Genomic DNA, 22,428 nt, shown 5'->3' on the forward strand with positions numbered 1-22,428 from the left:
TGAGAGATGAGATAGGTGTGTAGAAAATAGTTCGTAATATCCAGTTTCAAAGTGGAATTCTGCAATCTGCCTCTTTTTCAGCGTAAAATGGTAACTTTGTTATTCATGAAAGACAACAGTTTTACAGCCGTACTTGAAATAATAGGCATTAATCCTTTTGTTTTCGTTCCTGATGAAATCCTGGAAGATATTTTCAAAGCTGCAGGCAAAAACAAAAGTCCTGTACCTGTAAAAGGAACCGTCAATGGAAAGGAATTTAAACAGAACCTGATGAAGTATTTAGGGGAATGGAGATTGTATGTCAACTTGTTGATGCTGAAAAATTCACCAAAAGAATAGGAGAGACCATTGAGGTTTCTATAGAATATGATGATTCAGATCGAAGCATTTCCATTCATCCGAAACTGGATGAGGCAATTAAATCCAGTCCTGTCGCAGTGAAGAATTTTGAAAACCTTACGCCATCAAGAAAACATGAACTGATCCGCTACATCAATAATCTGAAAACAGAGGCAAGCATAGACAGGAATGTTGAGAAAATCCTCCGTCATCTGCACGGTGAAACAGATTTTTTTGGGAAAAAGATCGATGGAAAATAAATCATTTAATATCAAATTTTCTCAACTTTTAGTCTAAATAAAATATGAAGGCCTCGGAGAGCAGGGAAAAAAAATATCTCTTATCCAGTTAAGCTCAATGATCATGAATAAAGATGAATTAATACAATTGGCAAAAGATATACTGAATGCTATTGGGAAAAACGAGGAAGAAAATGAGGCAATGTTGCAGAGATTTTTAGATAACGTACCAGATCCCAATGCCAGTAACTTATTTTTTTCTCTGGAATACGAAGATCTTGAAGCAGAAGATATCGTTGAAAAAGCATTTTCTTATAAGCCAATTTAAAGCCCCCCTGTGGCATTCTATTTAAAAAACAAATAAAAACAATCCTCTGAACATATTTCGAAGACTTCAGATTTCGAAAATCGGAGGATCTTATTATAACGAAAAAATCCCAATTTAAAGTTAGTATTTTATCTTTTTAAATGCAGTTTTTACTGATTCCTCAAGATCAGAGTAGTATTTCTCTTTTTGTTTGGTTAATTTCTTTTCAAGATTAAAACACTCCTTAATGACAAATAAGACCTCATTCAATGACTGTAATTTAAACAGTGAATAAAAGTCAATTTCTAATGCTTGACTAACTTTAATTAGAAGTTCCCAATTAGAACTGTTTTTATATCTTTCAATTCTTCCAATTGTAGTGCTATTAGAACCTATGAGTAATCCAAGATCTTCTTGAGAGAGTTTTTTCTTGAGTCGTTCAACTCTGATTATACAACCAATCTGTAGACCTAAAGCATAAATTTCTTCATTACTATATTCTTTCATATAGTAAAAATTGAAATATTAAATTATATTATTCGATACAAATTTGTATCGAATAATTGTTTTTTTCATATCTTTGTAAAATAAGCTACAAGAAAGTAGCTTTGTGATACTTCAAAGAAATGTAGAAGCTATTGCTTAGAGTCTCTCCACTGGGAACGGGTAATTTTTAAGGAAACAAGAGGATAAGTAAACAGTTCACGACCTAGGCGTGTGCGCTCTTATCTGTTCTCAGATCTACCAGTACTTCAGTTTAGATAATGTAGAATCCTATGCCGTTTTTATTATCAGGCAGTCCTGCTTTTCTATCATTCTATTTTTCTAAGCTTGCTCACAACCTACAGTATCATGATATAGTACAATAGAGTGTACAATCTATTGCGGCTTTAGAGCTTTCACGGGAACACTAATTTTATACCTATTTATCATTTAATAAGATTCAGCGGACACTGGTAAGCTGGAATTTACAGCTATGCTCCATCCAATACAACCAGTGAATGATGAAGCGAAACAATCCACATTACAGAATTATTTATTAAAAAAATACAAACGCATGAAAAACAATAGAACAGATTTTGAAACAAGATTTTGGCCGGTTCGCAGAAGGCACTCCGGACTCCGGCTGATGGACACCTTTTTTCAGTTGTATGACCTGGCTGCCTCAAAAAAGAGATTAACCAACATTATGCATTACGCGGTAAAGAGAAATAGTTGGATAAAGGAAGATCCGGCAGTCATTTTTCACTTTCGCCAGTCGATGCAGTCGTTTATTCGTGCAGGCTATCTCTTTACGCTGAAGGAAAAGAAATGGATGGCTACTACTCAGATGGAAAATACCTCTCAATTCACTCTTGGTTTACTTTCTGAGAAAGAATACCAAAATCCCCTGTTGGTCTTTAAAAAAGCATTCAGAGAATACAGCGTACATGAATTTGACTATTTTTTGTCTAGGATGGTGTACTTTTCACTGGGCGTTTATGATAATGTACCGGAAAGAAATATTGTTAGCCCCTACATTCATCTCACTAAAATGCTTGATGCCGCACACCTCATTCTTGAAAGGAAGGTGAAAAATAAACACAAATCCATTGTATAATTGAAACAATACTTTTAAATAAAACTGCCCCAAAAAGCGTCTGGCTTTTTGGGGCAGTTAAAATTTTTAGACTTTATTTTAAGAGTTTAAAGTTTTGCTAAGTTTTACAGCGTCCTGATTGGTAGGGTCATACTGTATAGATTTGGCAATATGCTCTTTCGCTTTGGCAGGATCACTTTGCTGTTCTGCGAAAGCAACATAGAAATAGGCATAGGCGAGGTTTTTCTTATTTTGCTCAACCTCTTCAGGTTTTACGGTGGCAATATACTTTTCATAAGAAAGTTTTGCATTCGCATCATCTTTAGCCGATTGGTAAGCATACGCCTGGCTGTAATATGATGGAGTCCAGTCCGGTAATAATGCAGATATTTTTTTCCATGTATCAATGGCATTGGTCCAGTCTGAAGCATCCTGATAGGCTGCTGCCAGTTTTGCTAATGCTTCCGTATCCTTTGGATTGGCTTCTATTTGCTTTTTAAGGCCATCTATGGTTGAATTACTTCCTGCCTGAGCGGTTGTAACTGTTGTATTTGCGCTATCTGTCTGAGTGGTCTGTGCGTTGGCAAAACCTGCACTTCCTACAAGTATTAATCCTACAAAAAGATTTTTGATATTAATTTTAGTCATTTTCATAATCTTACATTTTTAAAATTCTATAGTCTAAAGTTCAATTATAATTCCATAAAGACTCAAATTTTAGAAGCTTTAAGCTTTTTTAGAAAATATTAACGGATATCTGTTTTTTTTTAGCTTAATTTTTGATTCGTTGATGTTTGACTTTATCTTTGTCATTCAATTTTTTTTAAATCAATATAATTTTCCTGTATGAATATCATATTAGCATCTACTTCCACGCTTTTTGGCGGGGAATATCTCGAGTACTTAAGAGAAGAATTAATACAATTATATAACGGAATTGATGAAATCATTTTCGTGCCTTTCGCCAAGACCTGGGGGAATTTCTCATGACGACTATACCGCAAAAGCCCGTTCCTTTTTTGAAGCAATCAATATCAAAGTAAAAGGTCTTCATGAATTTGAAGATAAAGTGGAAGCTTTAAATAATGCCAAAGGATACTTTACTGGAGGTGGAAATACATTTTTATTGGTTAAAACTTTACATGAGGAAGGCTTGATGTCTGTACTCAAAGAAAATGTTGAAACCGGAAAAGCCTATTTGGGATGCAGCGCAGGAAGCAATATCGGGGGTCAGAATATGAAGACTACGAACGATATGCCTATTGTGTATCCGCCAAGTTTCGAATGTATGGGACTTGTTCCGTTCAATCTTAATCCGCATTATCTTGATCCAAATCCGGATTTGAAACACAACGGCGAAACCAGAGAAACCAGAATCAGAGAATTTCTGACTCAGAATGATATGAAAGTAGTTGGCCTCCGGGAAGGAAACTGGATCAGAAGAATTGGAAATACCATTACTGTAGAAGGCAGCGAGCTGACAAGAATCTTTGAAAAAGATAAGGAACCTTATGAAATAGAGGCGGGAAGTACCCTTTAGTTCACGAAAACAAGCCTTTATTTTTATTATATTTGATCAGGAATTGACATTGGTCCACTTCCCGTTTATATCCAATATACTGACTCATCCACATTCTGAATTGGAAACGGTCATGCTGAGTAAAGGCGAAGTGTATTAATGAATTTCAGATCTATAAAAACATGTCAATGAAAAAAACACTTGCAGTTTTTGTACTGTCGGTTCAGATACTGTCTGCCCAGAATATGGCGCAGAAACTGGATAAAGCCACCAAAGATCTTATGGATTCTTCGGGGGCTGTTTCATCAGGTTTATCATTTTATGTTACCGATGAAAACGGGACATTTATTTACGAATATCAGGGAAACAAAGGCCTTTCGACAGCCTCTACGCAGAAGATTTTCACGGCTGGAGCAGCGCTTGAAACTCTGGGAAAAGATTATACTTTTAAAACAACAGCCGGCTATTCCGGAAATCTGTCTTCAGGAATTCTGAACGGAGATCTCATCATCACCTCAAACGGAGATCCCACATTGGGAAGCTGGCGTTATGACGCCTATAAGCCCGAAAGTTTCAGGAAGAAGTTCATTGAAGCTCTCAAAAACTCAGGAATTACAAAGATTTCAGGGAATCTGGTGGTCGACGATTCTTATTTTGACCATCAGACCATTCCCGGAGGATGGCCATGGGATGATCTGGGGAATTATTACGGAGCGGGAGTCTGGGGAATCAACTGGAGGGAAAATCAGTTTGATATCAATATTAATGGAACAGAGTTTAAAGGCTTTTCTTATCCTGTTGAAAATCTAAAATGGCTGAACGAGCTCAAAACAGGAGGTAATTCTGATCAAAGCCTTATTTTTACGGCTCCGCATTCTGAAGTTGCCCTGATCAACGGAACGCTTCCGGCAGGAAAAACAGTAACGGTTTCCGGTGCTTTGCCCAATCCACCCCTGCAGTTGGGAACTGAAGCTCAGCAATGGCTTAAAGAATCCGGGATTGAAATCTCAGGAAAAGCAGTCACCAGTTCACAGCTTGAATTAGAAGGTAAGCAGGTGCCCGCAACTCCAAAAACTGTAATTCTTACGTACCAGTCGCCGACTCTGGATAAAATTGTCTACTGGTTTCTGAGGAAGAGTGTTAATCTGTACGGAGAGACTTTAATCAAGACCTTAGGAAAAGAAAAGAAAGGGAACTCCAGCTTTAAAAGTGGTGTTTCGTATCTGAAAGATTTCTGGAAATCAAAAGGTATCAACCCGAATATGATCAATTTTGCTGATGGAAGCGGACTTTCTCCTCAAAATTATGTAGCGGCCAAAGCAGAAGTTCAGGCTTTATTGTATGCAAAAAAACAAAGTTGGTTTGATGCCTATTATGATGGTTTTCCTGTTCAGGACAACGGCATGAAGATGAAAAGCGGAACTATGAGAGATACCAAATCTTTTGCAGGGTACCACACTGCGAAAGATGGAAAAAAATATGTATTTTCAATCATTATTAATAACTATCAGGGAAGCGGAAGTACAGAACTGCAGAAAATTCTGAATGTCTTAAAATAAATAAACTGAATGAAGAATCGCCCTTTTCTGTCAAGAATAAATAACTGGTTTGTTTTTACCCTGCTTACCGTCATTGTGATAGCACTCATTGTCTCGTCCAATATTCTGATTAAAAGTTTAAGGGAAAAAGAGGCGGAAAGAATTAAAGTATTTGCTACCGCACTGAAAATTTTACAGGACAATCAGCAGAAAAGTTCAGAAACTCAGGAACTGCTTTTTGCCATTCTTACCGAAAATGACCAGATTCCATCGATCTTAACGGATGAAAACAGAAATCCGTTTATTTTTGACGGAAGCTCCAGAAATATTCCCAAAGAAATACTGGATAGTCCTGAAGAACTCAAAAAGCTGATTTCAAAAATGGAAAATAATTATGATCCATTTGAAATTGAAATCTCCAAAGGGGCTAAACAGCTTGTTTTTTATGACAATTCAAAACTGCTGAATAATTTACGTTATTATCCCTATTTTTTGGGACTGTTTATCCTTTCTTATCTCCTTTTTATATTTTGGTTTCTAAGAACCATCAAGAAAACAGATGAAGGTTATCTTTGGGCAGGATTGGCTAAAGAAACGGCTCACCAGATCGGTACCCCGTTATCTTCCATGATTGGTTGGATGGAGATCATGAAACTGGAAACCCCTGAATCTGAAGGCGTCTACGAAATTGAAAAAGACATCGAAAGATTGAGAACGATTTCCGAACGTTTTTCAAAAATAGGATCTGTCCCTGAGCTCAACGATCTGAATTTCAATGAGACGATTGTCCAGAATTATGATTATCTGAAGACCAGGATCTCAAAGAAAATAGATTTCAGTCTTCATCTTCCAACTTACACCGTTTTAGTGCCTCACAATAAAATTCTGATGAGCTGGGTGATAGAAAACTTAGTGAAAAATGCCGTGGATGCTATGAAAGGGATCGGAACCCTGCAAATGTCTGTTTTTGAAAGGAATAAAAATCTTCTGATAGAAGTAAAAGACTCAGGAAGCGGAATGACAAAGCAACAGGCAAGAAACGCCTTTAAACCAGGCTATTCTACCAAAAAAAGAGGTTGGGGATTAGGACTTTCCCTGGCGAGAAGAGTAATTCACGAATACCACAACGGAGATATTAAAATTTCCCAGACAGAAGTTGGAAAGGGAACCACCTTCAGAATAACGATTAAAAAAGCATGAAGATTTCTTTATTCATTGCGGAAAGAGCGAAGCAATCTCACGATTTATAACCTGTACTTTATGTGATTTTAATTCATTATAAAATCAAAAAAGCGGAGAAATTTCTCCGCTTTCGTATTATCTATTAGTTTTCACTATTCACTATTTCTTCCCAGTCAGCCACTGATCCTGCAGTTTTTGTTCTGCCGGGGTTGGATTCGTTTTATATTGCAGACTTTCAATCGTCATTTTATCTAAAACAGCTTTTCCCTTAAGATCTATTTTATCTGTTTTGTCACCATTTTTTCTAAGAATGGTAACCGTAACGTTTTGACCTTCCTTGATTGATTTAGCATAGCTGATAAACTCCTGCATATTCTGAACATTGATTGTTTTTCCGTCCAGAGCAACAATTTCGTCAGTGATTTTAAATCCTATACTTTTTGCAAAAGGGGATAAGGCAGAGCTTTCATCAAATACAAAAGTATTATTCTTATCGTTATAACCAGTTTGATTTGGATCTTTGATGAACCAGAAAAGAGGAGGTGTATCCTTCTTCTTCGCTTCTACGCCTACCATATTCAGGTATTCGGCATAAGGGGTCGGTTGGTTTCCTGCAATATATTTATTGTAAAAGTCTTTGATCTGAGGATAGCCGGTTACCGTTACCAGTTCATCAATCAGTTTGTCATCTTTGAAAGGTTTATTTTCTCCGAATCTCTGAGACAGCTTTCTGATCATATCACGGTATCCCATTTCCCCATTAGACAGCTTTCTCAGCTCAATATCCAGACACATCGCCAGCAATGTTCCTTTTTCATAAACGTTTCTGTACTGATCTTTGTACTCGTCTTTCAGGATATTTTTGCTCATCACCGTAAACGGCATGGTATCATCATAATTCTTTGAATTGGTGATCTTCTCATTGATTCTTTGAAGGAATTCATCCTTATTGATCAGGCCTTCCTGAATCTGGAAAAGATTGGCAAAATACTCCGTTCCGCCCTCATACATCCAAAGATGCTGAGACATTTTAGGATCTGCATAATCAAAATAGTGGATCTCTTCAGAATGTGTTTTCAAAGGATTCACGGTGTGGAAAAATTCGTGAGAAACCACATCAGTAATGGTTTTGTCAATAGCTTCTTTAGGCATCATTTCAGGAAGTACCACACTGGTTGACTCATGGTGTTCCAAAGCTCCGAAACCTTTAATTTGCGGTCCGTCACCTCCCGAAAGATACAGCATGATCGCATATTTTTTATTGGTATTCATGTCACCAAGAAATTTCTTCTGGGCCAATACCATTTTTTCAAGATTGTCTTTAAAATCGGCAGCTTTGTACTTTCCGGTCGGAGAATAAACGCCTAATACCAGATCCATTCCTCCAGCATTGAAAGTGATATAATCCGGTTTCGTGTACATCAGTGGAGAATCGGTTACCTTAGCATAATTAGCCAGGGTAAAAGTATCGGTAGCATCAGATTTATCCTGATCTACCAAAGCCGTTGTGCCATAAAAGCCAGCAGGTTTCTGAATGATCAGCTGATAAGGAACGTCCTGCATATTGTCAATGTATCCAACGAAACCGTGGGTATTGACCATATAAACTTTCCCTTCCTCAATATCAGTTCCAGACGGAGAAAACACTGCTTTATGCTTTGAATTATCCATTTCATCATCAAAACTGTCATTCACCAGATACGTGATCCTGGTTAAATCTTTAGCATTTTTTAATGAATAAGTATTGTCGTTAACTTTTGTATACGTTAGCTCCCTTCCTTTATTGTCGAAAAATTTGATTCCTTCCACAAATCTTCCGTAGTCATCTACAGAATAGGTCCCCGGAACCGTTTTAGGAAAATGAAATTTAATGTCTCCGGATTTCATTTTCGGAAACTCCATCGTAACGGCTACCTTGTCGTCTTTTACATTCACAAGATCTATTGTAGTCTTTATAGATTGGGCATTGGCCAAAAAAGCGGCGAAAATACCCAGGGTGATTGCTGTTTTTCTCATTAGGTTTAAATATTATACTTAAATAGTAGTTTTTTTGAACAATTTGTTACGGAAGGGAGTATTAAACTTTTCTTAAAATTTGGAAGATAAAATTATTGATTTAATGATTTTCCAATATAAGAGCGATTCTTTTTAGCTCGCGAAGGGAAATAAAAAAGGCAAATCCGCGGGTAACGAATTTGCCTTTTAGCTTTACTGAACCTTTTTATAATTGATATAATAATTCTTATTCAACTCCACCGGAGTATTTTTCTTAAGTTTCACGGTCTGCCAGCTTTCCGTAGGATTGATGGTTTGATCGCCATTTATAATGAGAGGAAGTTTCAGATCTTTAATACCATCCGTGTATCGGAATTTTAAAGAATCTCCGTTTTGAGAATATTCAAGGGTAGGAATCTTTACCGTTCTTAAGTACTGATTGAAAATACTTGATAAATCAATTCCTGATTTTGAGGACATATATTCTTCAATCTGTTGGGTGGTAACCGTCTGATGATAAAAATCCTTGTTCAGACCTCTTAAGATCTGTCTGAACTTTTCATTATTGTTAATTACCTGTCTTATCGTGTGAAGCATGCTGGCTCCTTTCGGATACATATCACCGCTGCCTTCGTTTCTTACCCCGTATGTTCCAATGATAGGAATGTCATTCTGAATATTTCCGCGGATTCCCATGGCATAAAGGTCAGCAGACTTTTTATCCATGTATTTTTCTGTAAAAAGCACTTCGGAATACATCGTGAAACTCTCATGAATCCACATATCAGCCTGATCTTTTGCGGTAATATTATTGGCAAACCATTCGTGTCCGCTTTCGTGAATAATGATATAATCCCAATGAAGACCTACACCCGTTCCCGAAAGGTCTGAGCCACGGTAACCATTCGTGTAGCCATTTCCGTACGCAACATTACTTTGGTGCTCCATTCCCAGATACGGAGAATCCACCAGTTTGTAAGAATCTTCATAGAAAGGATAAGGTCCGAACCAGTACTCAAAGGCAGAAAGCATTGGTTTTACCTGTTGAAACTGTTTTTTTGCTTTTTCAAGGTTGTAGTCCAGAACCCAGTAATCAAGGTCAAGTTTTCCCTTTTCCCCGTTAAATGTATCTTTAAAATTCACATACTTACCAATATTGGGAATGATGGAGTAGGCGTTAATCGCATTTTTTACTTCCCATGTGTATGTGGTTTTTCCACCTTCCGTTTTTTTATCAGTCAGTCTTCCGTTTCCTACGCCTACAAGGTCGTTCGGAGTAATGATCTTCATAATAATTCCGTTTTCCGGCTCATCGCTCCATATATCTTTAGTAGGTAACCAGATGGAGGCTCCGATTCCTTCATCGGCAACGCTCATCCATGGATTTCCTTTTTCATCTTTAGTGAAGACCCAGCCTCCGTCCCAGGGTGCATTTTTAGCAATAACGGGTGTTCCCGAATAGGTTACATTGATCGTATATTTTTCTCCTTTTTTGAATTTCTTTTTTGCTGTTACGAAGATGAAATCACCATCCTGCTTATAGTTGGCAATCGGAAAATCACCTTCTACTTTATCAGCCTTCATCGGCTTTTGCAGGTCAATTTGGAAAACAGGATCTGCAATGTCTTTCGTAATTTCAAAGCTGATCTTATTATATCCTTTAATACTTTTCTGTTTAAAATCAGGTTCTACAGAAAGGTCATATTTTTTAACATCCCAAAAATTTCTGAAGGAGGTGTTGGAACCTTTCAAAGTATCCTGTTTAGTAAAAACCTTGTCTTTTTCAAAGAACTGTCCGAAGACCAGGCCCGAAGCAAATAAAAGTGTATAGGTCAGCTTTTTCATTTAAAAATCAAATTAAATTCTTTCAAAAATAGAAAAATTAATGGCACAATGCAGCGTTCACTGAAAAAAATATAAAATAGGCGCATGAATGCCACAAGAGAACTCATTATTAGACTATAGCAACAAAAAAGCCCGGTTACAACCGGGCTCAGATAGTATAAAAATAATTGGCTTATTTCTTAATGAATTTCAGTTTTGAAACGTTTCCTTTATCTTCAATCGTAATGACAAATACTCCCGGAGTCAGTTTTGATACTGGGATTTTCTGATTGACAACAGCACCGTTCATTACAGCCTGTCCTGCCATATTGAAAATACTGAACTGTGCTTTAGAAGAAATATTAGTCACATTCAGAACGTCATAAGCTGGATTAGGGTAAATCTGAACTCCGTCATTATCTTTAACCACATCGCTGGTACCTAAAGCCTGAGGAAGAATTTTTACTGCATAATCTTCAATTTCTCCATATTGGAAATTAGAGCATCCGCTGGTTGGCTGATCTTCATAGGATAATACCACTCTCATTGTTGTATTGGAAGTCCCTGAATAAGCATTTGCCGGTACAGAGAATGTTCCTGAAACAGGGGTGATAGCACTTGGTGCGCTGGTATACACTATTTCAGAATCGGAGAAGTTTCCGTCTCTGTTAAAGTCGATCCATGCTGTAACTCCTTCGTTGTACGTACCAGCTGTCCATCCTTTAGTAATGCTTAATGTATTACCGGAAGCTCCCTGAGTAAGAGTGATTAATTTTGCAGGATCTGCAGCATAACTTGTATACGCTGAACCTGCACTTGTATTGGACATCGCAGTTCCTCCTGAAGGAGTTACCGTTACATTTGATATAAATTCATCCGCTGGATTGGCGGTATTGTTGGTACATAGGGTATAGCCTAATGTTGTAAAATTACTTACAGGAGAGAAGGTCCCTGTTGTAGATCCGCAAATATTAGCGATCTGATATTCATACTGTGTACTGTTTTCAAGTCCTGATACAAAAGAAGAGTTGGCGTTCAGTGTTGCAGAAGTCCATGCAGTAGCACCTGCCTTTCTGTATCTCAGGGTGTACTGTCCTCCCTGAAGTGCAGCCCAGTTAATGTTTGCGGAAGACATTGTGATTCCTGAAACCGCTATTCCTGTAGGTTCTGCAATAGAGCAAGCTCCGGCACTGGCACTTACCGTAGCACTTCCTATGGCATAGAATACATTATCGATGGCGCTTACTCTGATCTTCACGGTAGAACCGGTGGCAAGAGAGGAGAATGTAAATGGCTCAGCTCCGTCATTCGGAGTAGAAGGAGTTACTACAGTCCATGTTGCTCCGTTGTCTGTTGTATAATCAATTTTAACATTCTGTACATTATAAGTACTGTTGTTGGTGTTCACAACATCCCAGGTAATAGCTCCGGCCGTATTATTATACACAGTCGTTGAAGTAACTTTGAATGGTCCGTCATTTCCTATTTCCAGGTTTATTCTTTCACTCTGAGTCTGTTGTTTGGTAATATCAGGATTGTTATCTCTTACTGTTACTTTGAATCTCATTCCTCTTGGAACTGTAGAAACCGTTTCCCATCCTGCAACATTGGAAACAGAACCGTTCAGAACTGTAGTAAGAAGAGGGAAATATCTGGTAGGAGATACTGTAGGCATCAGAGATCTGAAGTTGGCTCCGTTTTTACGGGTTGCACTTACAGGTCCGAAAGTAGTGGTAGCAAGATCATATTGTTCCCAGGTATACGTCATCGGATCATTTTGCGCGTCAGCAGCAGAAGCGGTTAATGCAAATGCAGTTCCTTTTGGTACTGCTTTGTTAGCAAGTGGCTGAATGGTAGGAGGGGTATTATTAGTAATAGTTGTAATGGTTCCACACTCTTTAGAATTCACATACGCCTGTACTTCCTCAATATTTTTGGTATGGAAATAAGCGTCAGAATTCATCTGAACATTGGCATTGGTAATACCGGCATATCCCATAATCGTAGATCCTGATCCAGGTTCCATGTGTGCTCCATGCAAAGCAAGAGACATGGTGTGGGCACCTCCAAACTGATGTCCGATCTCATGGGCTACAAAATCGATATCATAAGTATCTCCAAATGGCTGATCTACAATAAGAGGAGAGGTAATTCCTGCTCCTTTTGAAGTTGCATCATTATTACTTGCAGGGTTGATACAAACATTTCCGACACGGCCTGCGCTTCCTCCTCCTCCTCTGTGGCCGAAGAAATGGCCGATATCATAACCCGCATTTCCTATAGCTGCAGTGATGGTCTGCTGTACCTGAAGATTCCATGCTCCCGGAGCACTGTAGCTGCCATTTGTATTTTGAATTACATTAGAATAAGGATCGGTGGCAGGGTCTGTGAAGATAAGTTGCGGAAGATCCAGAACATTCATGTGGATACCGAAATCTTTTTCGAATACCCCATTTACCCTTGCCATTGTAGCGTTAATACGGACTGCTGCGCCTGCAACACCTCCTGCTAACTGCGTATATTCGGCATTGACAGAGATCGCTAATCTGTAAGTTCTGTATTTTTGATCATTGCTTTTATGAGTATTTCCTGAGTTTAAAACATTTTTAGACTGAAGAAGCTTACTCATTTCCTTTTTCGATTGCTCAGGCTCGAATGTGCTGCATTCAAAAGGATTTCCGCCTTGGGGTTTATTGGATTTTAAAAATACACCATATACATCCTTTTCTTTATTGATAGGCTCAATAAATTCATATTTCCCGGTTACTGCGTCAAATATCATCGACTGGAAATCATTAGGAGCTGTACTGAATCTGATTTGTTTGTGTGGATTATCTACACCAACCCCTGAATAAGCTCCCAGTTCATATCGGTCTGCCATAGATTTCTCTACAACAGGTGAACTGTAAACGTAAAATCTTTCAACTTTTCCATTGGTTGTAGGTAAAGAAATAACCACTGGGCTGCCGCCTTGTCCTGCTTCAGGAGCGTCTTTCAAAAGACCTCTCAAAGCATTCAGGTCTACCTTGTAAGCATACAATACATTCACTTCTTTCCTTATCGGAGCCACTTTTTGGGATACGGGTTCCCAGTTCTGTGCCTGAAGGCCAATAAAGCTTGAAGCCAAAGCGCACACAAGAATAATTCTCTTTTTCATAATATAATTTATTTCGTAAAAGCAAATATAAAATAAATTAATATTAATACAATCCTCATTTTGTTATTAAATAGAAAATTATATTATATTTTTTTGATGAAAAAGAGAGGTATTTAGGTGTTTTATAGTTGTTTTTTAGTATTTTTTATTGATTGCGTTTTTGTAAGTGAAATTCTTATTATGTAAGATGATGTTTTTACAAAATTAGGATCCATGAGTTTTCCCAAAGATTAATGGAATGCGATTCAAAAATAGAATATTTATCTGCCAAGCTCATAGAATTACCGCGTCAAACAGATTTTCACTTGACTTCAAACCAATCTTTATCCATAAGTATTAAAGAAAGATCACACAATAGAAATGTATTAACAGAGAGAAATACCCTAAAAACGGAAGTGAATTTTACGGATAAGCATAGTGAGTTATTTCCCTTTTTGTTCTTTTAATTCTGAACTTCCGGAAGATTGGCAGCATTTCTCTGTACTTTTTTGTAAGTGAAAGAGCACATGATGATGCTGAATTCATACAGAATAAGCAGTGGAAAAGCAGCCATGATCATACTTAAAACATCGGCAGGCGTAATGATAGCAGCTACAACCATAATCAGAACAATCGCATGACGACGATAAGTCTTCATAAACATGGGCGTAAGAATTCCTATACTGGTAAGGAAATAGATAAGAATGGGGAACAGGAAAATAATTCCCATACCTAAAATAACCTGTAAAAAGAGCGTTGTATAATCGCTTAAGTCATAAAGCGGGATGATAATATCTGAAATTTTGAAAATAACACCGAAGTTAACGGCAAAAGGAAGAATTAAGAAATAACCGCATAAAACTCCGGTCATAAAAAGAATCCATACCGCGTTGATAATAAAGATAGAGTTTTTTCTCTCCTTCGGATGAAGAGCCGGACCAATAAATCTCCATAACTCCCACACGATATAAGGAAAAGCACCTACGATTCCTCCAAAAACGGAAACAGCCATCATCACATTGAACTGCTGATAAAGCCTCTGTACACGAACCGGAAACTCTTTGGGAAGATGAATACTGTCTTCGCCTAAAAGCAATCTCGAAAAATGATTGACAACCCTGAAAGTTGGAAAATCATTTCTTGTAGGTCCAAAAAAGATATGGTCCATGATCCAGTTGATATTGAATCCTACGGCAAAAGCAACCACGATAATTGCAATAATTGAGCGAACAAGATGTCCTCTTAATTCTCCAATATGTCCTAAGAAGGACATTTCTTTTTTTTCGTCCATATACTACAGTCTATCTAAAATAGTAAACTCGTCAGAGTGAAGCGGTTTAAGATTGCGAAATTATGAAATAATAATCAGTATTCAGAATTATTGGAAAGGATTTTATCCAAGTTTATAAGGGAAATACCTTTATGTTTGATTTTCAGAAAAAAACAGGCAGTATTTTGATGAATACCGCCTGATGATTGATGATGATCAGTGAAAATAATGTTGAACCGATTTAATTGATTCCTTCATCCAGTAACGTATGGAGATCTATGATTCCGGAATATTTTCCGTTTTCTGTAACAATCAGCTGACCAATATTGTTTTCTTTAAGTATTTTCATAGCCTCTTTCGCAAGAGTATGACTTTCAATGGTTTTTGGATTGGCAGACATAATGTCTTTAGCCTGAACCTTAGTGATATCATCTCCCTTCATCAGCATTCTTCTCAAATCTCCGTCTGTAATCACTCCTATGATCTTATCTTCATCAGTCACCACGGTAATCCCGTGACTTGAAGCACTGATAGAGATAATAACGTCTCTTACCGGTGCATTTTCATCCACCTGAGGTTTCTGCGGAGACAGGAACTGATCTACTTTTGAAACAAGATTCTTTCCTAAACTTCCACCGGGATGGAATTTGGCAAAATCTTTCTCTCTGAAATCATTAAGCTCCATTAAAGCAACAGCCAGGGCATCTCCAAGGGCCATTTGGATCGTAGTAGAACTTGTAGGAGCCAGTTTATTCGGGCAGGCTTCAACATCTACGTGCGTATCCAGAACAACTTCGGAAAATTCGGCAAGTTTACTGTTTTTATTTCCGGTCATTCCTATAAGAGCAGAAGAATAATCTTTTAAATAAGGAACAAGATTCGCAATTTCAGGTGAGTTTCCGGAATTGGAGATGCATAAAACGACATCCTGTTTCTGAATGACTCCAAGATCTCCGTGAATGGCTTCTGAAGCATGCAGAAACTGTGACGGGGTACCTGTGGAGTTTAAAGTGGCCACAATTTTGTTGCCTACATGAGCAGATTTCCCGATTCCTACGACAATTAATTTTCCCTTTGCCGAATGAACGATCTCTACTGCTTTGGCAAAATCCTCACCGATTCTGTTCTTTAATTTTTCAAGTTCTGCAATTTCTATCGCTAAAGTGCTTTTGGCAATTGAAATAATGTCGGTTCTTTCCATTTAATAAGTATAAGGTATACAAAAAATCCATTGAAAAACGTTATATTTAAAAAAGAATATTTAATATAAGTTTTATTTTTTATAAATTCGTTCGCTTTTATTTTAAGCAGAATTTTTATAACTTTGGGTTGGATGCAAATTTAGCAATAGAAAATTAGATGAGCGCAAAAAAAGCCAATTTATCAGGCGAATTGAAAAAGTATTTCGGGTTTTCTACATTTAAAGGCCAGCAGGAACAAATCATTGAAAACCTACTCAGTGGGAAGGATATATTTGTATTAATGCCAACAGGAGGAGGTAAGTCATTATGTTACCAGCTTCCGGCACTTATTTCAGAAGGTACGGCAATAGTAGTTTCGCCCTTAATAGCGTTAATGAAGAATCAGGTAGATGCCGTGAATGGCCTATCATCTGATGACGGGGTGGCACACGTTTTAAATTCATCATTAAACAAGACACAGACAAAACAGGTCTTTGACGACATCAAAGGCGGCAAGACCAAACTTTTGTACGTAGCTCCGGAATCATTGATTAAAGATGATTATCTGGATTTCCTGAAAGAAGTGAAAATTTCTTTCGTGGCTATTGACGAAGCGCACTGTATTTCAGAATGGGGACATGATTTCAGACCGGAGTACCGGAACCTGAAGTCTATTATTGACAGGATTGCCGATGTTCCGGTGATCGCTTTGACAGCTACTGCAACACCAAAAGTTCAGGATGATATCCAGAAAACTTTGGGAATGACCGATGCGCTGGTTTTTAAAGAAAGTTTCAACCGCCCCAATCTCTATTACGAGGTACGCCCAAAAGTCAATATAGACAAAGAAATTGTGAGATTTATCAATCATCACAAAGGGAAATCGGGGATTATCTACTGTCTGAGCAGGAGAAAAGTGGAAGAGTTTGCCCAGCTGTTGCAGGTCAACGGAATCAATGCACTGCCTTATCACGCAGGTCTCGACCAGAAAGTAAGAGTGGCCAATCAGGATAAATTTCTGATGGAAGAAGTGGACGTTATTGTAGCGACCATTGCATTCGGAATGGGAATCGATAAGCCGGATGTACGTTTTGTTATTCATTATGATTTTCCCAAATCTCTGGAAAGCTATTACCAGGAAACAGGAAGAGCGGGAAGAGATGGTGGTGAAGGATATTGCCTTGCATTTTACGATCCTAAGGATATTGAAAAGCTGGAAAAATTCCTTGCCCAGAAACCTGTTTCGGAAAGAGAAATCGGATTACAGCTCCTCAATGAAGTAGTAGGTTATGCCGAAACTTCAATGAGCAGAAGACAATACATTCTTTGTTATTTTGGGGAAAATTTCGATCCGGTGAAAGGAGACGGAGCCGATATGTGCGACAATTCTTCTGATCCCCCAAAATTGAAAGATGCTACAGCAGACCTTACAAGAACGCTTGAATTGATTAGAGATACTGGAGAAAAATTTAAATCTAAAGATCTGATTTCTGTCATCGTCGGGAAAGAAAATGCAGTCACAAAATCATATAAACTTGAACAGACTTCTTACTTTGGTTTTGGTAAGGCAGAAAAAGACAATTACTGGAAAACCATTTTGAGACAGGCTACAGTTCAGGGATTTCTCCAAAAAGATATTGAAACCTACGGAGTGTTGAAAATGTCTGAGAAGGCAAGGAATTTTTTAAATTCTGAGGCTAAAGAAACTTTCTTAATTGCCGAAGACAGAGAGTTTGATCTCAGTCAGACCAAAGCAGAGAGTGAGCAGGTACAAATGCAGGCCAGCAGTGGTCTGGATCAGAATCTGTTCAGCCAGCTAAAAGATTTAAGAAAAAAAGTGGCTAAAAAGCACGGCATTCCTCCATACACGGTTTTCATGGATCCAAGTTTGGAAGACATGACGGTCCAGTATCCGGTTTCGTTGGATGAAATTGCTAAAATCTACGGAGTAGGAGAAGGGAAAGCTAAAAAATACGGCAAAGAATTCGCAGACTTCATCAAAACTTACGTTGAAGAAAACAATATAGAACGTACTCAGGATATGGTCCTGAAGCAGGTGGCGAACAAATCCAGCCATAAGGTTTTCATTATCCAGAGCACGGACAAAAAGATTGATCTTGAAGATATTGCAAGGGCTAAAAACCTTTCCATGACCGAGCTGCTGAAAGAAATGGAAAGTATTGTTTATCAGGGGACAAAGCTGAATATCGATTATTATATTGAAGATAATTTCGATGAAGATATTGTAGACGGTTTTATGGAATTCATGACCGAATCTGAAAGTGACAGCATGAAAGTGCTTCTTGATGAATTTGGAGATGAGCTTTCTGATGAAGAAGTGAGAATGCTAAGAATAAAATTCATCAGTGATGTAGCCAACTAAAAAAAACAAGTCGGAATACAATAAAAGCCCTGTTTATAAGGGCTTTTATTGTGTTAAAAGTTTATGAATAGAGATAAATTAATTTATATGGATTTTTTTAAAAGATATTATCCCATAATTTTATTTTTTCTAATAATAGCAATAATTTGTTATGACTTTTCAGTGAGAGATGACTTTAAAAAAAATTATAAAAACCAAGGAGAATATGCAATTGGCAAAATAAATAGCATTAAAGGATACGGAAGAGGTACAGGTTTCTATTTTTTATACTCATTTAAAGTTGGTGATAAGGATTATAAAGGACGATCTATGGTAGATTTGTCATTTTCCGAGGCTGAGAAAAATATAGATAAAAGGTTTTTAGTACTGTACTTAAAACATAATATTTATAACAATAGACTATATGTTTCTATTCCTGTTAATGATAAAATAAAAAGTAATTTTGAGTTGCATAGATGGGTTTCCTGTTATCCTGCTATTCAACCTAAGTTAGACTCAATCCCAGGGGCAGGTTTTTTCTTTGAAAATTATTTTTAGGTAGTCAGTTACTTTTATATTTTGCTGACTTTTGTTCTTAGTGTCAGGAAGGATATTTGAAAGATAACTAAACTTTTTACTAACTTTAACTAATGAAAAAAATTTCTGTCATATTTATTCTGCCGGACCTGGAAACCGGTGGTGCAGAAAGGATTGTTACCACCATTGCCAATCATCTTTCCAGAGACCGTTTTGAGCCGAAAATCCTGCTTCTCCGCAAACAGGGCGGATACCTCAATTTTCTGAAAAAAGACGTTGAAATTATTGATATCAATACGGAAAGAATCCGGCATTCCCTAAAACCAATTTTAGGTGAAATTTACCGCAGAAAACCCGATGTCGTATTCTCTGGTTTTGGCGAAGTAAATGCATATCTGGCTATGTTTATTAAACTTTTTCCCCGAACAAAGTTTATCGCCCGCGAAACCAATGTAGTATCTCAGCATGTGACCAGAAAAGAGATTAAATTCTTCTATAATTTTTACAATAATTATCAGAAAATCATTGCGCAAAGCGACGATATGATGCATGATCTGATTGATAACTTTAATATTAAGAAAAAGAAAATCGTTAAAATAAACAATCCGGTAGACTTTGATTTTATCAACGAAAAACTGGAAGGTGCTGTGAAACCGGAATGTTTTAAATACAATTATAAAAATGTGGTAGCCATTGGGAATCTGTCAGCCAGAAAAGGTTTTGATAATCTGCTGAAAGTTTTTTCAAGGCTTAAAAACGAAAATATCCTGCTCCATATTCTGGGAGATGGTAAAGATAAAGATGTACTGATTCAGATGAAGGATTTTTTGGGATTAAAAAATGTCATCTTTCATGGCAGGCAGGATAACCCTTACAAGTTTCTTAAATTTGCCGATCTTTTTATCCTTTCCTCAAGGTATGAAGGTTTTCCGAATGTTCTTCTGGAAGCCGGAGCCTGCGGGACCTATTCTCTCGCCAACAACTGCCCGGGAGGAATCAATGAGATCATTCAGCATCAGGTGAATGGGGAAGTTGCAGATATTGAAGATTATGACAATTTTTCCCAGAGACTAATCAATGTGCTGCAGGATAATCATAATCGGGATGGCATAAAAAACTCGATCAGATCCAGGTTTTCAAAGAATATCATTCTCGATAAATATGAGAAGGTTTTGATTGATCTGGTGAAGAAATAATGGGCGGATTTGCGTTATAGCTTCATATTTTTTACATTTGGCCCTCATTAATTTTATTTAAAATCAATATTCCTCAATGAATAAAATCCCCAAAATTGGATGTGCTTGTGAAAAACCTACTTCGGACTATACTGAATACAGAAGTTCTGAGTTGGGAATAGACCATACCACCGGAAGATATGCAGAAGTAACCATTCAACAGTGCAAACTTTGTCAAAGAATATGGATTCGTTATTTTGTTGAATTCGAGCATTTATCCAAATCGGGAAGATGGTATAAAGGAATCGTTTCAAAAAAAGACCGCTTACAAATAACCCCTGAAAATGCAGTTGACTATCTGGAAAGTCTTGAATGGTATGTATATGGCGGCTCGTTTTTTGAAACTACCGGAATATTGGGAAGTGGAAAAATGAATGTAGATGCATAAGTTCTGTTATCAAGTAAAGAATAGATCAGAATATTGGTTATATTTATTATTTCAGGATTAATTTTTTGCAGTTGTATAAACATAATATAGAGCAAATGCTATAGTTCTTTTGTTAGGAATAGTATTGATGACTTTAGGAGAGGTTAAAATTGAAGTTCCTTTGATTTGTTTTACTGTAATTATATATATAGATCGGTGCCAATAGATAATCACTATTTTTTTTAAATCCTCAATTCATCCCTAAACTTGACAAAACTCACTTGGGGGTGTGGCAATTAATCAGTAAATTTGTGAGAACTAAGTAAGATAATAACAAACAAATTCATATAATAACATGAGTCAATTCGATGTTACCGTAATCGGTTCTGGTCCTGGAGGTTATGTAGCTGCTATCCGTGCAGCTCAGTTAGGTTTCAAAACAGCAATTATTGAAAAATATTCAACTTTAGGCGGAACTTGTCTTAACGTTGGATGTATTCCGTCAAAAGCGCTTTTAGACAGCTCTGAGCATTTCGAAAACGCGAAACACAATTTCGCAGGTCACGGAATTATCATCAATGAGCCACAGGCTGATATCGCAAGAATGGTTGAGCGTAAAAACGAAGTCGTAGAGCAGACCACCAAGGGGATCAATTTTTTGATGGACAAAAATAAAATTACTGTTTTTGAAGGTCTTGGAAGTTTTGAATCTGCTACTCAGATCAAAGTAACAAAAAAAGACGGTTCTTCTGAAACGATCGAATCAAAATATACAATTATCGCAACAGGTTCTAAGCCATCTTCACTTCCTTTCATCTCACTGGATAAAGAAAGAGTGATTACGTCTACAGAAGCCTTAAACCTTAAAGAAATCCCTAAGCATCTGGTGGTAATCGGAGGAGGAGTTATCGGTCTTGAATTAGGTTCTGTATACTTAAGATTAGGAGCTCAGGTAACTGTTGTTGAATTCATGGATAAAATTATTCCTGGAATGGACGGAGCTTTAAGTAAGGAGCTGACTAAAGTTCTTAAAAAGCAGGGAATGAAGTTTATGCTTTCTACTGCGGTTTCTGCGGTTGAAAGAAACGGAGATACCGTAAAGATCACAGCTAAAGATAAGAAAGGAGAAGAAGTAACGGTAGAAGGAGATTACTGTTTAGTTTCTGTAGGAAGAAAACCTTACACAGACGGTCTTGCGCTTGAAAAAGCAGGAGTAGAACTTGACGAAAGAGGAAGAGTAAAAACAAACGATCATCTACAGACTAACGTTGCCAACATCTACGCGATCGGTGATGTTATCAAAGGAGCAATGCTTGCTCATAAAGCTGAAGAAGAAGGGGTGTTGGTTGCAGAGCAATTAGCAGGTCAAAAACCTCATATCAATTACAACCTGATTCCTGGTGTTGTTTACACCTGGCCTGAAGTAGCTGGAGTAGGTAAAACTGAAGAGCAGCTGAAAGAAGAAGGAGTCGCTTACAAAGTGGGTTCTTTCCCGATGAGAGCGTTAGGCAGAAGCCGTGCAAGTGGTGATATCGATGGTCTTGTGAAGATCATTGCAGATGAAAAGACTGATGAAGTTTTAGGAATGCACATCATCGGAGCAAGAGCTGCTGACCTTATTGCAGAAGGCGTTATTGCTATGGAGTTCCGTGCAAGTGCTGAAGATATTGCAAGAAGTTCTCACGCTCACCCAACCTATGCTGAAGCGATTAAAGAAGCAGCATTGGATGCAACAGATAAGAGATCGATCCATATGTAATTTTTTGATTGAAAGATTTAAAAATTCAAATATTTAAGATTAAAGAGAAGCATTTTGCT

Annotated in this window: 18 protein-coding genes and 1 pseudogene; 12 read left to right on the forward strand and 7 right to left on the reverse strand. The window is 37.5% G+C overall.

Annotated elements, in window-relative coordinates:
• Positions 1 to 105: 105 nt before the first annotated feature.
• From EG346_RS25175 to EG346_RS17535, 3 genes are all read left to right on the forward strand, one after another.
• Positions 106 to 339, forward strand: a complete 234-nt coding sequence (locus EG346_RS25175; protein WP_228426052.1) for a DUF1905 domain-containing protein — start codon at positions 106 to 108, stop codon at positions 337 to 339.
• Positions 288 to 599: a YdeI/OmpD-associated family protein gene (locus EG346_RS25180; protein ID WP_228426054.1), complete on the forward strand. Its 312-nt coding sequence runs from the start codon at positions 288 to 290 to the stop codon at positions 597 to 599. The genes EG346_RS25175 and EG346_RS25180 overlap by 52 nt, the downstream gene beginning before the upstream one ends.
• 103 nt (positions 600 to 702) lie before the next feature.
• Positions 703 to 906, forward strand: coding sequence for a bacteriocin immunity protein (locus EG346_RS17535; RefSeq protein WP_123880431.1), 204 nt, complete (start codon positions 703 to 705; stop codon positions 904 to 906).
• Between the two features lie 120 nt (positions 907 to 1,026).
• Here EG346_RS17535 and EG346_RS17540 read toward each other — a convergent pair whose 3' ends face one another.
• The gene (locus tag EG346_RS17540; RefSeq protein WP_073332350.1) at positions 1,027 to 1,392 is read right to left on the reverse strand and encodes a helix-turn-helix transcriptional regulator; all 366 of its coding nucleotides are present in this window, start codon (positions 1,390 to 1,392) and stop codon (positions 1,027 to 1,029) included.
• Positions 1,393 to 1,942: 550 nt separating this feature from the next.
• On the opposite strand from EG346_RS17540, the gene EG346_RS17545 reads away from it, so the two are divergent.
• A complete protein-coding gene (locus tag EG346_RS17545) occupies positions 1,943 to 2,485 on the forward strand; it encodes a hypothetical protein (RefSeq protein WP_123880433.1) in 543 nt (180 codons plus the stop codon).
• A 78-nt stretch (positions 2,486 to 2,563) separates the two neighbouring features.
• On the opposite strand, the gene EG346_RS17550 is transcribed toward EG346_RS17545, so the two are convergent.
• Positions 2,564 to 3,118, reverse strand: coding sequence for a tetratricopeptide repeat protein (locus EG346_RS17550; protein WP_123880435.1), 555 nt, complete (start codon positions 3,116 to 3,118; stop codon positions 2,564 to 2,566).
• A 192-nt stretch (positions 3,119 to 3,310) separates the two neighbouring features.
• Here EG346_RS17550 and pepE point away from each other — a divergent pair.
• The 3 genes and pseudogenes from pepE (at position 3,311) to EG346_RS17565 (ending at position 6,721) form a co-directional block, all read left to right on the forward strand.
• A pseudogene (gene pepE, locus EG346_RS17555) lies at positions 3,311 to 4,004 on the forward strand (dipeptidase PepE).
• 167 nt (positions 4,005 to 4,171) lie between these two features.
• Positions 4,172 to 5,542, forward strand: a complete 1,371-nt coding sequence (dacB, locus tag EG346_RS17560; protein ID WP_123880437.1) for a D-alanyl-D-alanine carboxypeptidase/D-alanyl-D-alanine endopeptidase — start codon at positions 4,172 to 4,174, stop codon at positions 5,540 to 5,542.
• A 9-nt stretch (positions 5,543 to 5,551) separates the two neighbouring features.
• Positions 5,552 to 6,721, forward strand: coding sequence for a sensor histidine kinase (locus tag EG346_RS17565; RefSeq protein WP_073332334.1), 1,170 nt, complete (start codon positions 5,552 to 5,554; stop codon positions 6,719 to 6,721).
• A gap of 141 nt (positions 6,722 to 6,862) precedes the next feature.
• Here the strand turns inward: EG346_RS17565 and EG346_RS17570 are convergent, their stop codons facing one another.
• The 5 genes from EG346_RS17570 to EG346_RS17590 all read right to left on the reverse strand — a co-directional run bounded on the left by EG346_RS17570 (position 6,863) and on the right by EG346_RS17590 (position 16,129).
• Entirely contained in the window at positions 6,863 to 8,719 is a 1,857-nt protein-coding gene (locus tag EG346_RS17570) for a M61 family metallopeptidase (RefSeq protein ID WP_123880439.1), read from the reverse strand.
• Positions 8,720 to 8,911: 192 nt separating this feature from the next.
• The gene (locus EG346_RS17575) at positions 8,912 to 10,543 is read right to left on the reverse strand and encodes a M1 family metallopeptidase (protein WP_123880441.1); all 1,632 of its coding nucleotides are present in this window, start codon (positions 10,541 to 10,543) and stop codon (positions 8,912 to 8,914) included.
• Between the two features lie 172 nt (positions 10,544 to 10,715).
• The gene (locus tag EG346_RS17580) at positions 10,716 to 13,679 is read right to left on the reverse strand and encodes a reprolysin-like metallopeptidase (protein WP_123880443.1); all 2,964 of its coding nucleotides are present in this window, start codon (positions 13,677 to 13,679) and stop codon (positions 10,716 to 10,718) included.
• A gap of 442 nt (positions 13,680 to 14,121) precedes the next feature.
• On the reverse strand, positions 14,122 to 14,949 hold the full coding sequence (gene tatC / locus EG346_RS17585) for a twin-arginine translocase subunit TatC (protein WP_123880445.1): 828 nt from the start codon (positions 14,947 to 14,949) through the stop codon (positions 14,122 to 14,124).
• Between the two features lie 220 nt (positions 14,950 to 15,169).
• Positions 15,170 to 16,129, reverse strand: coding sequence for a KpsF/GutQ family sugar-phosphate isomerase (locus tag EG346_RS17590; RefSeq protein ID WP_073332312.1), 960 nt, complete (start codon positions 16,127 to 16,129; stop codon positions 15,170 to 15,172).
• Between the two features lie 158 nt (positions 16,130 to 16,287).
• Between EG346_RS17590 and recQ the strand changes: the two genes are divergently transcribed.
• The 5 genes from recQ to lpdA all read left to right on the forward strand — a co-directional run bounded on the left by recQ (position 16,288) and on the right by lpdA (position 22,369).
• Positions 16,288 to 18,492 carry a DNA helicase RecQ gene (gene recQ, locus EG346_RS17595; RefSeq protein WP_123880447.1) on the forward strand — a complete coding sequence of 735 codons (2,205 nt, stop codon included), beginning with the start codon at positions 16,288 to 16,290 and terminating at the stop codon, positions 18,490 to 18,492.
• Between the two features lie 63 nt (positions 18,493 to 18,555).
• Positions 18,556 to 19,029 carry a hypothetical protein gene (locus EG346_RS17600; RefSeq protein WP_123880449.1) on the forward strand — a complete coding sequence of 158 codons (474 nt, stop codon included), beginning with the start codon at positions 18,556 to 18,558 and terminating at the stop codon, positions 19,027 to 19,029.
• A 92-nt stretch (positions 19,030 to 19,121) separates the two neighbouring features.
• A complete protein-coding gene (locus tag EG346_RS17605; protein ID WP_123880451.1) occupies positions 19,122 to 20,204 on the forward strand; it encodes a glycosyltransferase in 1,083 nt (360 codons plus the stop codon).
• A 76-nt stretch (positions 20,205 to 20,280) separates the two neighbouring features.
• Positions 20,281 to 20,631 carry a hypothetical protein gene (locus EG346_RS17610; protein ID WP_123880453.1) on the forward strand — a complete coding sequence of 117 codons (351 nt, stop codon included), beginning with the start codon at positions 20,281 to 20,283 and terminating at the stop codon, positions 20,629 to 20,631.
• A 334-nt stretch (positions 20,632 to 20,965) separates the two neighbouring features.
• Positions 20,966 to 22,369, forward strand: a complete 1,404-nt coding sequence (gene lpdA, locus EG346_RS17615; protein WP_123880455.1) for a dihydrolipoyl dehydrogenase — start codon at positions 20,966 to 20,968, stop codon at positions 22,367 to 22,369.
• Positions 22,370 to 22,428: the final 59 nt, after the last annotated feature.

The organism is Chryseobacterium carnipullorum (genome assembly GCF_003815695.1).
GTDB lineage: Bacteria > Bacteroidota > Bacteroidia > Flavobacteriales > Weeksellaceae > Chryseobacterium > Chryseobacterium carnipullorum.

Excerpts from the sequence above, each read along its gene's own strand:
- EG346_RS25175 (WP_228426052.1), top strand. The coding sequence starts at position 106 with ATGAAAGACAACAGTTTTACAGCCGTACTTGAAATAATAGGCATTAAT.
- EG346_RS25180 (WP_228426054.1), top strand. The coding sequence starts at position 288 with ATGGAGATTGTATGTCAACTTGTTGATGCTGAAAAATTCACCAAAAGA.
- EG346_RS17535 (WP_123880431.1), top strand. The coding sequence starts at position 703 with ATGAATAAAGATGAATTAATACAATTGGCAAAAGATATACTGAATGCT.
- EG346_RS17540 (WP_073332350.1), bottom strand. The coding sequence starts at position 1,392 with ATGAAAGAATATAGTAATGAAGAAATTTATGCTTTAGGTCTACAGATT.
- EG346_RS17545 (WP_123880433.1), top strand. The coding sequence starts at position 1,943 with ATGAAAAACAATAGAACAGATTTTGAAACAAGATTTTGGCCGGTTCGC.
- EG346_RS17550 (WP_123880435.1), bottom strand. The coding sequence starts at position 3,118 with ATGAAAATGACTAAAATTAATATCAAAAATCTTTTTGTAGGATTAATA.
- dacB (WP_123880437.1), top strand. The coding sequence starts at position 4,172 with ATGAAAAAAACACTTGCAGTTTTTGTACTGTCGGTTCAGATACTGTCT.
- EG346_RS17565 (WP_073332334.1), top strand. The coding sequence starts at position 5,552 with ATGAAGAATCGCCCTTTTCTGTCAAGAATAAATAACTGGTTTGTTTTT.
- EG346_RS17570 (WP_123880439.1), bottom strand. The coding sequence starts at position 8,719 with ATGAGAAAAACAGCAATCACCCTGGGTATTTTCGCCGCTTTTTTGGCC.
- EG346_RS17575 (WP_123880441.1), bottom strand. The coding sequence starts at position 10,543 with ATGAAAAAGCTGACCTATACACTTTTATTTGCTTCGGGCCTGGTCTTC.
- EG346_RS17580 (WP_123880443.1), bottom strand. The coding sequence starts at position 13,679 with ATGAAAAAGAGAATTATTCTTGTGTGCGCTTTGGCTTCAAGCTTTATT.
- tatC (WP_123880445.1), bottom strand. The coding sequence starts at position 14,949 with ATGGACGAAAAAAAAGAAATGTCCTTCTTAGGACATATTGGAGAATTA.
- EG346_RS17590 (WP_073332312.1), bottom strand. The coding sequence starts at position 16,129 with ATGGAAAGAACCGACATTATTTCAATTGCCAAAAGCACTTTAGCGATA.
- recQ (WP_123880447.1), top strand. The coding sequence starts at position 16,288 with ATGAGCGCAAAAAAAGCCAATTTATCAGGCGAATTGAAAAAGTATTTC.
- EG346_RS17600 (WP_123880449.1), top strand. The coding sequence starts at position 18,556 with ATGAATAGAGATAAATTAATTTATATGGATTTTTTTAAAAGATATTAT.
- EG346_RS17605 (WP_123880451.1), top strand. The coding sequence starts at position 19,122 with ATGAAAAAAATTTCTGTCATATTTATTCTGCCGGACCTGGAAACCGGT.
- EG346_RS17610 (WP_123880453.1), top strand. The coding sequence starts at position 20,281 with ATGAATAAAATCCCCAAAATTGGATGTGCTTGTGAAAAACCTACTTCG.
- lpdA (WP_123880455.1), top strand. The coding sequence starts at position 20,966 with ATGAGTCAATTCGATGTTACCGTAATCGGTTCTGGTCCTGGAGGTTAT.